Below are 13,721 nucleotides of genomic sequence, written 5' to 3' on the forward strand. Positions count from 1 at the left end.
GTACATAGTGGAAAGGCATGGCTGGCCTCAACGCCCGAGAAAATATATATTTGGCGTGTATAGTGCATGGATACATGTTTGAGTTTGTCACTATTGCCGGAGGTAGCGCGTGCTTGCTTATAGATGGACTTTTTATGAAGGGGGAACTATATGGGCGAGAGGAAAAAGTGCGATGGTCATGAGAAGCGTATGCTTGTACGTGAACAAATTCTGCAGGCGATCGTGCAGATGAGCCTGCAGGATGGCTCTCTCAGCGCCTCGCTTTACGTTATCCTTGATGCGCTCGAAGAGCAGGGCAATTGTGATCCGGAAGCGATTGAGCAGTCGATCGAGGAGCTTACCAGGTTCGAGGATGTGCTGCATGGCCTGCAAAAAAACTTGCGCACGCTGCGCAAGCTCAGTTCGTAGGCTCCTCGATCGTTATTTTCTGCATCTAGGGCAGGACGCCCATGTCGGTGGAAGGATGCCACTCGTTGGCCAGCATGCCATAGATAATCATGTCGTACACCTGGCCATTGACCCACACATTCTGACGCAGAGCCCCTTCTTGTTTGAAGCCCAGTCGCTCCGGAACCGCCCGGCTCCGATAGTTGCCGGAGGCTGCGTGGATCTCAACTTTATTGAGCCCGAGCTCCTCGAATGCGTAGGTTACCAGCGCTCCGGTCGCTCTGGTAATGATTCCTTTTCCTTGCATATCCTTGTCTAGCCAGTAGCCGATCTCAGCCTGTCGCGTCTGCCAGCTCATGCGTGGATAGCCAATCGATCCGACCAGCTGACCGCGATACCAGAGATTGGTTGGCAGACCAGTGCCATCGGCGAACCGGTGCATAGCGCTGCTCATAAAGTTCCTGGTGCCTTCAAGTGTCTGCTCTTCGGCCGCCCACGGCATCCATTCACGTAGATGCTCAATATTGCGCACTATTAGCGCATGATACGCCTCCGCATAGCGCAGTTCATGCAGGCGCAACTCGATCTCATCGTCAACCCGAATACATAATCCTGACGTGCCCATCTCATCTCCTTCTTTATATATGAGCTTAATGTAGCAGGTCTCTGCCCCGCTGACAATCCTCCGAAGCTGATGCGTGCTTACTTTGCATATCATCCACCGGCTGCCGTATAGCGCGTTTTTGCGCATAATTATGTTAGAATATGCAGATAGGATTGTTTATCAATAAGGAATGATGCCATGCCGACGCTAACCAGTATCTCCCTACTCGTTGTCACCACAATCGTGATCTGTATCATACCGGGGCCGGACATGCTCTATATTATCGCGCGCAGCACGAGCCAGGGTCGTTCCTCGGGTATTGTTTCCTGCCTTGGAATCGCCACCGGAGGTGTGCTGCAGACGACGGCGGTGGCCCTGGGGCTCTCGGGACTCTTTCTGGCGGTGCCGGTGGCGTATGAGGTCATTAAATTCGCTGGCGCGCTCTACCTGATCTACCTGGGTGTGCGCACGCTTCTGAGCCGTGAAGAGATGCTGGCGGGTACGGGAAGCGAGAGAACGGGCCTGCTCAGGGCCTTCTTTCAGGGCGCCCTCACCACGCTGCTCAATCCCAAAGTAGCATTTTTCTACCTGGCATTTTTGCCACAGTTTGTTGATCCCGCGCGTGGAGCGGTCCCGCTACAATTATTGCTGCTCGGCCTGCTTTTTAACATGGTGGGCCTGTCCATCGACTCCAGCATCTCCTTGCTGGCGAGCGCCCTGGGGATATGGTTGAAGCGCCATGTCGGAGCGGCAAAGATCATCCAGAAGTTGACCGGTGGAATCCTGGTGGGCCTGGGTATGCGCCTGGCATTTTCAGGTCGCCAATAACCATGTATCCCTGATATCTCCTCGGGCGGAGGGCGGTTATGCCATGCCGACGATCTCGTGGGCCATAACCTGGAAGTGGACACCCGAGTAATCTTCCAGCACATACACCAGGCCGCGATTGCGCATTACATACTTCCAGGTGATCGTTCCTTTGGCGTGGCCATCATAAAAGCGCACCTGGTCGTTGAGCTGGTAATCGCCCTCGGAGCTTAACTCTCCGTAGTCCTTACTATACTGGCGATACATCTGCAGGCGAAATTGGGGGGTATCTTTGTACATAGCGAGCTCCTTGCCTGAGGCAATGGCATTGTATATAGAGGAAGACTATTATAGATAGAAGTATGCCAGAGCTTAATATATATTGACAAGCTTCATAGTACCTCTGGCTAACTTTACCCTCTATCGGGATCCCAACAGCCGCGTGACCTACCCGCTGGTACAGCCGCGACCTGTACCATTGGCGGGTCCTTGTTATATCATGGCTGTGCTAGCATGTAACTGAAAATTGGGTGACCTGCACCTGTGTTGTTATGCCATGTGGAGGTGGGTGGCCTTCAATTTTTTTGCAAAGAGAACAGCACCGGAAAAACGAAAAGGCTTCCGTAGGTTCGGCCCTTGCGGCCGATTGCCGCGTAGCGGCCCGTACCTCACGATCCCTTCAACACAGAACAACGTGCCACGGGTGGCGCGCTTTCGCGTTGATACCACGCTCACAGGGAAAGTGGTCATGGTTGGGGGAAACGGGGGCTCCCGGGCACGGGGTCGCTTCGCGACAATCGGCCGCAAGGGCCGAACCTACTGGGCATTCGGGGCTTCTTGTTGCCTTATCTCCTTGCAAAAAAATGACGACACCGGCATGCGAGGACGGTGCAGCCATCATAATGAGCATGGAATGAACGAGAGAGGATATTGGTTATGGAGATCGATGCCTATCTTCAGCGTATCAAGTATCAGGGAACGCTGGAGCCAACCGTACAGACGCTGCGGGGATTGCACCAGTCGCATATGTTGACCACCCCGTTTGAAAACCTGTCCATTCATTATAATCAGCCTATCGTTCTGCAGGAAGCGCTGCTCTACGACAAAATAGTGCGGCACCGTCGCGGCGGTTTCTGCTACGAGCTCAATGGATTGTTTGCCTGGTTGCTACAACAGCTCGGTTTCCAGGTACAACTGCTGTCGGCCGAGGTAGCTGGCGAGGGTGGCTGCTTTAGTCCCGCCTACGATCACCTGACACTCCTGCTGCCGTGCCTGGAAGGTGCGGACTGGCTGGTCGATGTCGGTTTTGGTGATTCGTTTCAGCTGCCACTGCACCTGCAGGAAGACATCGCTCAATTGGGTGGGGATGGACGGCAATACCGTCTGCGCACAGGCGTGAACGATGAGCGTGATTACTGGTTTCTGCAACAGCTCAAGGATCAACAATGGACGGATCAATATCGCTTCACCCTGCAGTCACATCCACTGACCGATTTTGTCGCACGCTGCCACTACCAGCAGACCTCGCCCGAGTCGCACTTCACCCGCAACCGAGTCTGCTCCCTGGCCACCACCATAGGACGGATCACTCTCAGCGATCTGCGCTTCATCACCACCATCCATGGCGAGCGCCAGGAGCGTCTACTGACCAGCGAAGAAGCATATCGATCCGCCCTATATGAGTACTTCGGTATCACCATATAAGTAGGCCGAGGCCGGGCTGGCAATTACGAAATGGCGAGTGGCTGCTCCTCAAAGTAGAGCCGGACCGGGATGTTGCCACGGGTCGCGTTGGAATAGGGACAGACCTGGTGCGCCATCTCAACCAGTCTCTCGCCCGTCTCCTGGTCCACATCGGGGATAAAGACGTGCAGCTCGACCTCAAGTCCGAAGCCACCCTCGCCCTTGGGACCGATGCCCGCCTTCGCCGTCACGGTCGACGCGCTGGCATCAACTTTTTGACGACGCGCCGTCAACATCAAGGCGGACTGGAAGCAGGCCGCGTAGCCAGCCGCGAACAACTGCTCCGGATTGGTCCCCTCGCCGCCGGGGCCGCCCATCTCCTTTGGTACGCTCAGCTTTACCGCCAGGTTCCCATCGGACGAACGAGCCTCCCCCTCGCGTCCACCCTGTACGCTTGCTTCCGCCGTATATAAGATCTTCATAGTGTCAGCCACCTTTCATTGTTGTTATTTTTTGCAATATCAGTTGTGTGCAATTTAATTGTGCACAATTTAATTGCACCAAATTTATATCATGAAATTTAGAACAATGTCAAGGCGAGAACAGAGGGTGAGTGCCAGGAGACAATTGCTTGACTCCTATTTAATTGTGTGCTATACAATTGCGTACAATTAAATGAAGATCATACACACCTGCAAAAATGGACTGGAGGGGGCATACGCCATGGGTGACGAGAACGTAGAAGAACATTGGCCGTTTGAAGGGATGAATAGCGATGTTGAGGGGGGCACGCTTTCTGAAGAGAAGAAGATACGCATCAGCGACATGCTCTGCTTCGCCCTCTATTCGGCCTCGCGAGCGGCGATCGACGCCTATCGGCCGCTGCTCGACGAGTTAGAGTTGACCTATCCTCAATACCTGGTGATGCTCGTGTTGTGGGAGCGCCAGAGCTGTTCCGTCAAAGATCTCGGGCAGCTGCTCCATTTGGACTCGGGCACACTCTCTCCACTACTCAAGCGCCTGGAGGTTGTAGGGTATATCGCGCGTCAGCGCCGCCGCAGTGACCAGCGCGTCGTCGACATTGTACTCACTGAAGAGGGAGGCAACATCAAAGCGCTGGCCAGCACTATCCCCCAGAAAATAAGCTGTCAGTACGGCATAGAGTACGACGAATACCGTGACCTCCTCGAACGCCTCAAAAAGCTCACTGATCACCTGTCTTCTCCACAATAGAGGTTGGCAATAGGAACTGATCCCAATATGACAGCTCCTGTCATATTGGGTGCTTTATACTCGCTGCCAGAGTTTGTTTTTTATTGCACACGCAGAGGAGGAACCTGGCATGCGTATCGGGGTAAATCTGGGGCCGACCGGGAACTGGTCGGCCATCGTGGCGGCGGCCCGGGCGGCTGACGCTCAGGGCTTTGATGCTCTTAGCTTTCTGGATCATTTTCATACGGACAGACTGGAATGGCCCTATCTTTCCGGCTGGTCGCTCTATGGGGCGCTGGCCGTGAACACGCAGCGCATCAAGCTGGTGCCGATGGTGATTGATCGTCTGAACTATCTGCCGGGGGTGCTGGCCAAAGAGACGGCGGTGCTCTCGATTGTGAGCTCGGGCCGGTTCGAGCTGGGCATCGGAGCGGGCGACTTCTTTCAAGAGGCGCGTGCCTGGGGATTGCCGATACCGGCGGCGCAGACACGTATCGATGGACTCAAGGAAACCATTCAGGCGCTGCGTCTGATCTGGGGTGGACAGCACGTAACGTTCTCCGGAGAGCATATTCAACTGACTAATGCCGCCTCCACGCCAGTTCCAGCGCAACCGGTACGTGTCGTTGTGGGCGCCGGAAGCTCGCGCCGCCTGATTCAGAGCGCCGTCACTTATGCCGACGAGATCAACGTCTATGCCGACGACGACATCATCCGCTTTGCCACCGAGCAGATCGCCTCCGCCCGGCGCCCTCTCACCCTCTCAGTCTATGTCTGGGATTGGCCCGAAAATATCGCCGCAAAGCTGGCAACCTGGGAAGCCATGGGAGTTGAACGCACCTTCCTCACCATCTGGGACCCCTTTACCTCGCTGACCGATATAGCATCCCTGCTTCCATCATAGTCATGCACCCCTGCTTCAGTAGTCATGAGCCATGCACCCCTGCTTCAGTAGTCATGAATCATGTATCCCTGCTTCCGTAATCATATATGAATTGATGCGGTAGGGGCGCATTCGCGCCCCTACCGCATCAATTAAAAGCAGTGCGGCCGCGTAGCGGACGCCCGTGCGGAGCCGCTCACATCCCCCAAATAGAGACAAAAAATAGAAACATATAAACTCATGCAATGCACGTCACCCTCTTAAAGAATTTTTTCTACTTGATTGTCCGGGAATTGACAAAACCTTGCCTGACATGATATACATTCTTTTGAAATAAGTAAGCAACTGTCCAGGCGCTTCCGAAAACCCGGCCAAACGGGTACCGGGTAGCATGCACGACATAAAAGACAACATCTTATGTCAATGCATCTACCCGGTTTTCTTTTTGTGTGATGGTACTTTTCATAGACGCAAGCAGGGATACTCGGTGCGGCATGTGCACGTGCCGCACCGAGTATCCCTGCTTGCGTCCATTCTTCTCATTCTTTTTTTTTATTTTTATCCATTTGTACAACAAACAGTCTTGTTAGTATAATCTGTATGTATAACGACGGAGATTACAAGAATCACATTTGTGATTTTCAAGCGAAGAGAGATATAGTGGGTATCGCATGTGCAGGGCTGCTTAATGATAGAAACATATGCCCCAGGTGGCATATATTATTAAACTTATATTTTGCGATAATTCTATATTTTTCGTTCAAGCGCGTGCTCGTTCAGGCATAGGTTTATGATGTTCGGTCAAGCGTTTGATTGTAGGAGATTGCTATAATGTATCAGGATGATAATACCTATCCCCATATGGATGCAGAGAATATGCAGGTGACGGCGGCTGGCAGTGCTGGCAGCGAGGATCGGCGTCAGGAGATTGTGCTGGCAGCCTTTGGGCTAATTGCCAGCAAAGGGGTGGAGGGTTTGCGGACCCGTGATGTTGCGGCCCGTGCGGGGATGAATATCGGCACCCTGTACTATTACTTCTCGACGAAAGAAAGGCTGATCCAGGGCGTGGTCGATTATATTGTTCAGCACATCGCGGTTGTCCAGAATGCTGGTAGTGGGGCCGCTGAAAAGACACCCGTTGAGGTGCTGCACCAACACCTGGCTCATTTGACGCGCATGCTTATTGATACCCCTGAGATTTTTCGCGTGATGGGTGAACTTATCCTGCGATCTGAACGTGACCAGGCCATCTACCAGATTCTCAAGCAGGCAGATGACGACTGGCAGCGGTATCTGATCAACGTGCTTGTGGAGGGGATTAACCAGCGGCTTTTCCGGGCTGACCTTGACCCGGCCCTGACCGCCCATGCGATTATGTCTTTCTTCAAAGGCGCGATGCTTCAGCTGGGCCTGCAGGCTGAAGAACTAGAGCGGACCGCGGCTCAATTTGAGGGGTGGCTGCTAGATCGACGTTAGCCGATAAGATAGGACGCTCGCCAGCTGCCATACTATCCAGGCAGGCATAAAAATGCCAGCCAGGAGACCCTGGCTGGCATTCCTCTTCTTTAAAGAGAAGATCGGTTTTGTTGAGCCGGCTTAGAAGGCTGCGGTACCATTGGGGGTGCCAAGACCAGTGGGACCATCATAACCCGAGCGTGAGGTACATAGGTAGCTGCCACCGCAGGAGCCGTTGCTGCCGCTGGTGACGTCGAACAGGCTGCCCGTGTGGGTATAGAGCGACTGGGCGGCGTTGACGCTGCTGGCATTGCCGGCCAGGGCATAGACGCTGGCGATGATCGGCGATGCCACGCTGGTGCCACCAAAGACCAGCCAACCGGAAGAGCCATAGGTATCATAGACCGAGACACCGGTGTTGGGATCAGCGATCGCCGAGACATCGGCGACGGTACGACGGCTACAGCCGCTATCCGTCTGCCAGGATGGCTTGGAGATATAGGCGCTACAACCGCTGCCCGCGCCATTCCAGGCCGTCTCGCTCCAACCACGGCTAGTGCTGCTCCTGGTGAGTGAAGTACCACCGACCGAAACAACCGTATTGTAGGCGGCTGGCGACTCTACACCATAGCCATTGTCGCCAGAGCTGGCCGTAATGACGTGCCCGGGATGATTGTAGTAGGAAGCGTAGCTGGTCTCACCGCTGGACTCGTTGCCGCCGTAGCTGTTGCTAACCGTATTGGCGCCCAGTTTGACGGCGGTATTGACACTGGTACCCAGGCTGGCGAACGAGGTGCTGGATCCCTCAACCAGCAGGATATGGCAGTTGGGGCAGATCGCGCTCACCATATCCAGGTCCAGTGAGATCTCCTGTCCCCAGCTGGCATTGCCACGTGGATATTTGGTACCGCCATTCTGATCCACTTTACGGAAGCAACCATTGGCCGTTGTACAGGCCGGCAGACCGAACTGGCTGCGATAGACCGCCAGATCTGATTCCGCGTTGGGATCATCGTAGGCATCTACGATCGCTACTGTCTGGCCGCTGCCAGCCGTTGACGAAGGCAGCTTGTAGGCCGACTGCAAATCGGCAGGATTGAGACCGGAAGGAGTTGCGTGTGGCGTCACCCTCCCGTTCTGGTTGTCGATCTGGATGGCGTTACACGATACGCTACCCGCCGCGGCGCGGCTACATACATGATGAGAGGAAGAGCGCCCGTTATTAGCTTGAGCGAATGCGCTGGTAGAAGTGGCAGCCAGGGCGAGCATCACTGCTGCTACTGCGTAGAGAGAAAATAGAACTTTGCGCAAAACGGCTTCCTTTCCGCTGACACAATAACATACGTACAACATGAAAACATGTGTTCATGACGCCCGTATGGGGTACTTCGCAGTCACATCGGAGATCAAAATAAGCCATACGGGTATGTTTGCATCAGTGCTGACAAATAACAAACAAGAGTATCGGGAGCAATCGGTAGTTGAATAACTAGAAATTGTTCTGGCACCTAAACACTCTTTCTAAAAGTATTAACTATAAAGTGATGGTTGTCAATACCGAGGTAACTATTTCGGTGTAAAACTAAATAGATTTGCGATCATGAAAACCCTGTTTTTTAATCATAGGTGTTTCTTTCCCTTGAAGAGGAAGTGTAAAAAAGTGTAAATGATTGGATATATAGAAAAGATATTTCCTGGAAATACCTTTTCTCACCTGCTAGTAGTCAAGAAGGAGTGGGGAAGCCCGGCGCATTACCGGGCTTCCCCACTCCTTCTTGACTACTACGGGCGTTTGTGTATGCGAACGCCCGTACACGGCCATGCCGCTTCGTATTTCTTATTGCCTACTTATTCGTTTTGTGCCGCAAGGGTTCCTTTGCCAGCGACGCCTGCGCTATGGCTTTTCGCCGCTGAGAGGGGATCTGCCACGCTCTCCAGCGATTTCCTTTCGGCATCGATACCGAAGAAGACCGCGACGACGCCAGCTGCGACCATCAGGACCGCGCCAAGCAGGAAGCCGTCAAAGACGACCCAGGGGTTATTGGTCTGGATCAATAAGCCGAACAGGAATGGCGTGAGCGATCCACCGACGGCGGTACCGATCGAGTAGAAGAACGCGATCGCCATGGCGCGCGTCTCCAGCGGGAAGATCTCGCTGACCGTCAGGTAGGCCGAGCTGGCGCCCGAGGAGGCGAAGAAGAAGACAATCGACCAGCAGATGGTCAATGTCATCGCGTTCAGTACGCCCTGCGCGAAGAGCCAGCCGGTGATGCCAAAGAGAACGCCCGAGACGATGTAGGTCATGCTGATCATCTTGCGGCGTCCCACGGAATCGAAGAGGCGTCCCAACGTGAGCGGACCTACGATATTGCCGATGGCAAAGGCGATCATGTAGAAGGGGACGTTGTTATCGGGTACCTTCATGAAGGTAGTGAAGATCAGGCCATACGAGAAGGTGATGGCGTTGTACAGGAATGCCTGCCCGATCATCAGCGCAAGGCCCAGCACAGCTCGTTTCGGATACTGTACAAACATGGCACGCGCGATCTGCCCGAAGGTAACGGTCCCCTGCGGACGAATAGATATCGTGCCTTCCGCATCGGGGAGCTTATCTACGTTCTGCTCTCGTTTTACCTTATCTTCTATTTCCGCCACTACCTGGTTGGCTTCATCGAAGCGCCCATGCATCATCAGCCAGCGCGGACTCTCGGGTACGAAGCGACGGACCAGCAGGATGCCCAGGCCCAGAATGGCTCCCAGCCCAAACGCCAGACGCCAGCCAAGGTCCACCGGGAAGAAGGCCGGATTCAGCAGCACACCGGTCAGTGCCGCGCCGAAGGCTGTGCCCACCCACCAGGTGCTATTGATAACGATATCCGTCCAGCCGCGTGCGCGAGCGGGGATCAGTTCGTCAACGGCCGAGTTGATGGCCGCGTATTCACCACCAATGCCGGCGCCGGTAATAAAGCGGCAGATGACAAACCAGTAGAGGTTAAATGAGAAGGCCGTGGCGATCGTGGCGATCAAGTAGAGTCCCAGGGTCAGCATAAACAGCTTTTTGCGTCCCCACTTGTCGGTCAGGCGACCAAATATCAGGGCGCCGATGACCGCGCCGATCAGATAGGTTGTGCCCGCGGATGTGACCTGCACATCGGTCAGGTGTAGCGTCTGTGGCAGCTTCAATACGCTGGCGATTGAACCAACAATGGTTACTTCAAGGCCGTCCAGAATCCACGTAATGCCCAGTGCTACGATAACCAGCCAGTGCCAGCGGCTCCATGGAAGTCGGTCCATTCTGGCGGGGATATCGGTCTCGACCGCTTCGGTCTCTCTCAATGATTTGCTCATCTTCTGTGTGCTCCATCGCATCTAAGGGTTAAAAAAAGAAAAGTACGGGAAGAGTACGCCGGCAAGGGATACTCAAACGAATAATAGTCTAAATGCGTATATATGATTTCCATATATACAAAAATTTGGCATGTGCTTGGTATACGGAATACAGCTTATCGAGGGTTTCACTTTGGAGAGAGGTTTGTAAGGAGTTGGTGCATTCGCACCCATTCCTGCTGTTGCACCAACTCCTTACAAACCCGTATCAAAAACTTGACAATTGGGGCGCTAAATTCTATATTTCTGGTGGTATTTATTTATCAGTTGATAAATAAATGGCTAGATGTTACCCGCTGGATACGATGATAGACGTCTTTGAGTTGGCATAAAAAATACTTATCTTTTTCGTATTTATTTATCGTGTGATAAGGAGGACGGGCATGGAAGAGAATGCACAGTTCTCGTCAGAGGCTCAGCCCGCTGGCGATGCCAGCTATAAGTGGCGTGTGCTGGCGACTGTAGTGGTTGGCCTGTTTATGGTGATTCTGGATTCGACCGTTATTAATGTGGCTCTGAAGTCTTTGCAGCAGCATTATGCGGTCTCGACCAGTGAGTCGCAGTGGGTGATCAGCTTGTATACGCTGGCGCTGGGTATCGCGACGCCGCTGTCGGGTTTTCTGGGCGATCGCTTTGGGGTGAAGCGTATCTACCTGCTTGGACTGGCCCTGTTCGTGCTGGGCTCGCTGCTCTGCGGTTTTGCGCCCTCGCTGGCCCTTTTGATTGGCGCGCGCGCGATCCAGGGCATTGGTGGTGGCATCTCGCTGCCGCTGGGGACCGCGCTGTTGTTCCGCGCCTTCCCGCCTCGGGAACGTGGGGCCGCCTTTGGCATCTTTGGCATCGTGCTTGTTTTCGCCCCGGCCATCGGGCCCCTGCTAGGTGGCTGGCTGGTTGACCATGATCTTTTGTCATGGATCTTCTTCTTGAATCTCCCGATCGGGATTATCGGTCTGACGATTGGAACGCTTTTCTTGCACGAGGCTCCGGGTTCTGCAAAGGTGCGCGCCGACATCCCCGGCATCATCCTGTCGGCCCTTGGCTTTGGTTCCATCCTGTTTGCCACCTCGATCGCCGGTGAGCAAGGTTCCGGCTGGACCGATCCGCGCGTCATTGCCGGCCTGGTAATTGGTCTGCTGGCTCTGGTCGTGTTCTCCATCGTCGAACTGCGCGCGCCCGATCCACTGATGGACCTGCGTCTGTTCCGCATTCCCAGCTTTGCCATCGCCAACGTCGCCAGCATGGTTGGTACCATTGCCCTGTTTGGCGCTGAATTCTTGCTGCCGCTCTACCTGCAGATCCTGCGCGGCCAGAGCGCGTTCCAGGCCGGCCTGATCCTGCTGCCGCTGGCCATCGCCTCGGCCTTTTCCAGCTTCCTGGCCGGGCGCATCGCCGACCGCATTGGTCCGCGTGTGCCGATCGTTCTCGGCTTTATCCTGATCGCCTATAACACCTATCAGTTCGCGCAGATTAAGATCGATACCAGCATCACTTTTATCATGTTCTTGCTGGTGGTGCGTGGTCTCGCCGTAGGCCTGATCATCCAGAACAGCCAGATCGCGGCCCTGCTCGACGTACCCCTGTCGCGCCTCAACCGCGCCACCCCACTGGTGCAGGCGACGCGTCAGACCATGCAGTCGATCGGCGTGGCCGTGCTGGCAACCATACTGACCGCCGCCATCACGATCAGCATGCCAAAGAATATCCCGAGCGGTGGCGACATCTCAAAGCTGCCCGCGCCCGCGCGCCAGGCGGCTCTCAACGGCATCCATCAGTTCCAGAGCCAGTACATCACCGGACTTGAGCATGCCTATATGGCTACCTTTGTCATTGCCCTCGTCGCCATTCTGCTCTCGATCTTTCTCCCCGGTTGGCCTGGCAAATATCAGTCCTCATCTAAAAAAGAGGCCCAGGCAGCCGAGCAGCAGCAGCCGAGTCACGTTGGCTAAGTGGTGCTCTACAGTCATATATGAGCTGATACGATAGGGGCGCGAATGCACCCCTGTCATATCAGCTCATAAAAACAGATATTCCATCCATAGCTTTTTAGGGGAGAATGCAGGTACAATAGTTGCGAATACCTTCTGGACCTTTGGTCCGGGAGCTATTTGTAATTATGTGTTGTACCTGACAAGAAAGAAACGTCTCTTCATGACACACAGGATCTACCTGGTTGGCGCGGGCATCATCGCGCGTTCGCACGCAGCCGCCATCAAGGGCTTACCTGCCGCCGACTCCATCCAACTGTTCGTGGCCGATCCCAATGCCGCTACTCTGAACACCTTTGCCAAGCAGTTTCCGGCCGCCCGCACTTTTAGTGACGCGGAGCGCATGCTAGCTGAGGAGGCGGCCGACGATGATATAGTGGTGATCGCGACTCCTCCGTCGACCCATCGTGCGCTGGCCTGCGCCGCCCTGGAGAGCGGACGTCATGTGCTGTGCGAGAAGCCGCTGGCGATGGATCGAGAGGAGGCGCGCGCCATGCTGGCCGTTGCCCGGCAGCGAGGGCGCCTGCTTGGCTGCTGCAGCGTGCGTTACTTTGGCTGGTCTCCCTTTGAGGAGACGCGCCGTTTGCTTGAAGAGGGGGCTCTAGGCTCTATCTATCACGTGCGCTTCACCTTCGTAGAGCAGCGCAATCGGCCGGGCATCGAGTACCAGCCGGAGACGCTGTGGTTCCTGGATTGTTCCAAAAGCGGTGGCGGGACGCTGATGGATCGCGCGCCCTATGAATTCAGTATGCTCAACGCGCTCTTCCAGCCTACACGCGTGGAGGTGCTGAACGCCTGGCTGGTAGATCCTGTAACCGAACTGCATCTGCCAGAGGGCGTTATCAACGACGTGGAGCAGCATGCCGGTGCTACCCTGCGCTACCACCTGCGCGATGAGGCGGCCTTTATCATGCACTACGAGCGGGCCTCCGCAACGCACAGCACGGAGCAGGCCGACATCGAGATCAGCGGCCTCAAGGGTGCTCTGCGTTGGGACTGGCCGCAGCGGCGGGCGCGCAATCTGTTGACCCACAGCTATGATCATGCCGGACAGGCCGAGACAAAGACGATCACTTTCCCCGTCTATTATCAGGGCTCGATACCGTTCCTGAATAAGCCGCTGCACTACTTCTACCAGCGCGTGAATGGCCAGGACTCGCCCGCCGTCGTTAACGAACAGGCCCTCTTCAACTTCTCCTGCGTGCGCGCCATCTATGACTGCGCCAGCACCGGCCAGCCGCAAAGCGTTGTGTTTGAAAGAGAATAAAACATAGAAACGAATGAAGCACCAGGTGCGCATTTGCGCACCTGGTGCTTC

At 54.8% G+C, this 13,721-nt stretch carries 13 protein-coding genes; 8 read left to right on the forward strand and 5 right to left on the reverse strand.

The window, feature by feature from the left end:
* Window positions 1-150 precede the first annotated feature (150 nt).
* Entirely contained in the window at window positions 151-408 is a 258-nt protein-coding gene (locus AABA21_RS11690; protein WP_338250043.1) for a hypothetical protein, read from the forward strand.
* A gap of 25 nt (window positions 409-433) precedes the next feature.
* Here the strand turns inward: AABA21_RS11690 and AABA21_RS11695 are convergent, their stop codons facing one another.
* Window positions 434-1,012 (reverse strand): GNAT family N-acetyltransferase, encoded by a 579-nt coding sequence (locus AABA21_RS11695; protein WP_338250045.1) that lies wholly within the window; start codon window positions 1,010-1,012, stop codon window positions 434-436.
* Window positions 1,013-1,189: 177 nt separating this feature from the next.
* Between AABA21_RS11695 and AABA21_RS11700 the strand changes: the two genes are divergently transcribed.
* Window positions 1,190-1,819: a LysE family translocator gene (locus AABA21_RS11700; protein WP_338250047.1), complete on the forward strand. Its 630-nt coding sequence runs from the start codon at window positions 1,190-1,192 to the stop codon at window positions 1,817-1,819.
* Between the two features lie 36 nt (window positions 1,820-1,855).
* On the opposite strand, the gene AABA21_RS11705 is transcribed toward AABA21_RS11700, so the two are convergent.
* Window positions 1,856-2,098: a hypothetical protein gene (locus AABA21_RS11705; RefSeq protein WP_338250048.1), complete on the reverse strand. Its 243-nt coding sequence runs from the start codon at window positions 2,096-2,098 to the stop codon at window positions 1,856-1,858.
* 636 nt (window positions 2,099-2,734) lie between these two features.
* On the opposite strand from AABA21_RS11705, the gene AABA21_RS11710 reads away from it, so the two are divergent.
* Window positions 2,735-3,502 carry an arylamine N-acetyltransferase family protein gene (locus tag AABA21_RS11710; RefSeq protein WP_338250049.1) on the forward strand — a complete coding sequence of 256 codons (768 nt, stop codon included), beginning with the start codon at window positions 2,735-2,737 and terminating at the stop codon, window positions 3,500-3,502.
* Between the two features lie 23 nt (window positions 3,503-3,525).
* Here AABA21_RS11710 and AABA21_RS11715 read toward each other — a convergent pair whose 3' ends face one another.
* Entirely contained in the window at window positions 3,526-3,963 is a 438-nt protein-coding gene (locus AABA21_RS11715) for an organic hydroperoxide resistance protein (protein ID WP_338250050.1), read from the reverse strand.
* Between the two features lie 283 nt (window positions 3,964-4,246).
* Between AABA21_RS11715 and AABA21_RS11720 the strand changes: the two genes are divergently transcribed.
* The 3 genes from AABA21_RS11720 (at window position 4,247) to AABA21_RS11730 (ending at window position 7,052) form a co-directional block, all read left to right on the forward strand.
* The gene (locus tag AABA21_RS11720; RefSeq protein ID WP_420917148.1) at window positions 4,247-4,714 is read left to right on the forward strand and encodes a MarR family winged helix-turn-helix transcriptional regulator; all 468 of its coding nucleotides are present in this window, start codon (window positions 4,247-4,249) and stop codon (window positions 4,712-4,714) included.
* Between the two features lie 109 nt (window positions 4,715-4,823).
* A complete protein-coding gene (locus AABA21_RS11725) occupies window positions 4,824-5,597 on the forward strand; it encodes an LLM class flavin-dependent oxidoreductase (RefSeq protein WP_338250052.1) in 774 nt (257 codons plus the stop codon).
* An 810-nt stretch (window positions 5,598-6,407) separates the two neighbouring features.
* Window positions 6,408-7,052, forward strand: coding sequence for a TetR/AcrR family transcriptional regulator (locus AABA21_RS11730; RefSeq protein ID WP_338250054.1), 645 nt, complete (start codon window positions 6,408-6,410; stop codon window positions 7,050-7,052).
* A 120-nt stretch (window positions 7,053-7,172) separates the two neighbouring features.
* Here the strand turns inward: AABA21_RS11730 and AABA21_RS11735 are convergent, their stop codons facing one another.
* Together AABA21_RS11735 and AABA21_RS11740 are read right to left on the reverse strand one after the other, a co-directional pair.
* Window positions 7,173-8,300 carry a S53 family peptidase gene (locus AABA21_RS11735; RefSeq protein ID WP_420917149.1) on the reverse strand — a complete coding sequence of 376 codons (1,128 nt, stop codon included), beginning with the start codon at window positions 8,298-8,300 and terminating at the stop codon, window positions 7,173-7,175.
* 579 nt (window positions 8,301-8,879) lie between these two features.
* Entirely contained in the window at window positions 8,880-10,379 is a 1,500-nt protein-coding gene (locus tag AABA21_RS11740) for an MFS transporter (protein WP_338250058.1), read from the reverse strand.
* 422 nt (window positions 10,380-10,801) lie between these two features.
* On the opposite strand from AABA21_RS11740, the gene AABA21_RS11745 reads away from it, so the two are divergent.
* Together AABA21_RS11745 and AABA21_RS11750 are read left to right on the forward strand one after the other, a co-directional pair.
* Window positions 10,802-12,364 carry a DHA2 family efflux MFS transporter permease subunit gene (locus AABA21_RS11745; RefSeq protein ID WP_338250060.1) on the forward strand — a complete coding sequence of 521 codons (1,563 nt, stop codon included), beginning with the start codon at window positions 10,802-10,804 and terminating at the stop codon, window positions 12,362-12,364.
* A 202-nt stretch (window positions 12,365-12,566) separates the two neighbouring features.
* Window positions 12,567-13,670, forward strand: coding sequence for a Gfo/Idh/MocA family protein (locus AABA21_RS11750; RefSeq protein ID WP_338250063.1), 1,104 nt, complete (start codon window positions 12,567-12,569; stop codon window positions 13,668-13,670).
* Window positions 13,671-13,721: the final 51 nt, after the last annotated feature.

It is taken from the genome of Dictyobacter halimunensis (genome assembly GCF_036245075.1).

Coding starts and splice junctions, on each gene's coding strand:
- AABA21_RS11690 (WP_338250043.1), top strand. CDS start 151: ATGGGCGAGAGGAAAAAGTGCGATGGTCATGAGAAGCGTATGCTTGTA.
- AABA21_RS11695 (WP_338250045.1), bottom strand. CDS start 1,012: ATGGGCACGTCAGGATTATGTATTCGGGTTGACGATGAGATCGAGTTG.
- AABA21_RS11700 (WP_338250047.1), top strand. CDS start 1,190: ATGCCGACGCTAACCAGTATCTCCCTACTCGTTGTCACCACAATCGTG.
- AABA21_RS11705 (WP_338250048.1), bottom strand. CDS start 2,098: ATGTACAAAGATACCCCCCAATTTCGCCTGCAGATGTATCGCCAGTAT.
- AABA21_RS11710 (WP_338250049.1), top strand. CDS start 2,735: ATGGAGATCGATGCCTATCTTCAGCGTATCAAGTATCAGGGAACGCTG.
- AABA21_RS11715 (WP_338250050.1), bottom strand. CDS start 3,963: ATGAAGATCTTATATACGGCGGAAGCAAGCGTACAGGGTGGACGCGAG.
- AABA21_RS11720 (WP_420917148.1), top strand. CDS start 4,247: ATGAATAGCGATGTTGAGGGGGGCACGCTTTCTGAAGAGAAGAAGATA.
- AABA21_RS11725 (WP_338250052.1), top strand. CDS start 4,824: ATGCGTATCGGGGTAAATCTGGGGCCGACCGGGAACTGGTCGGCCATC.
- AABA21_RS11730 (WP_338250054.1), top strand. CDS start 6,408: ATGTATCAGGATGATAATACCTATCCCCATATGGATGCAGAGAATATG.
- AABA21_RS11735 (WP_420917149.1), bottom strand. CDS start 8,300: ATGCTCGCCCTGGCTGCCACTTCTACCAGCGCATTCGCTCAAGCTAAT.
- AABA21_RS11740 (WP_338250058.1), bottom strand. CDS start 10,379: ATGAGCAAATCATTGAGAGAGACCGAAGCGGTCGAGACCGATATCCCC.
- AABA21_RS11745 (WP_338250060.1), top strand. CDS start 10,802: ATGGAAGAGAATGCACAGTTCTCGTCAGAGGCTCAGCCCGCTGGCGAT.
- AABA21_RS11750 (WP_338250063.1), top strand. CDS start 12,567: ATGACACACAGGATCTACCTGGTTGGCGCGGGCATCATCGCGCGTTCG.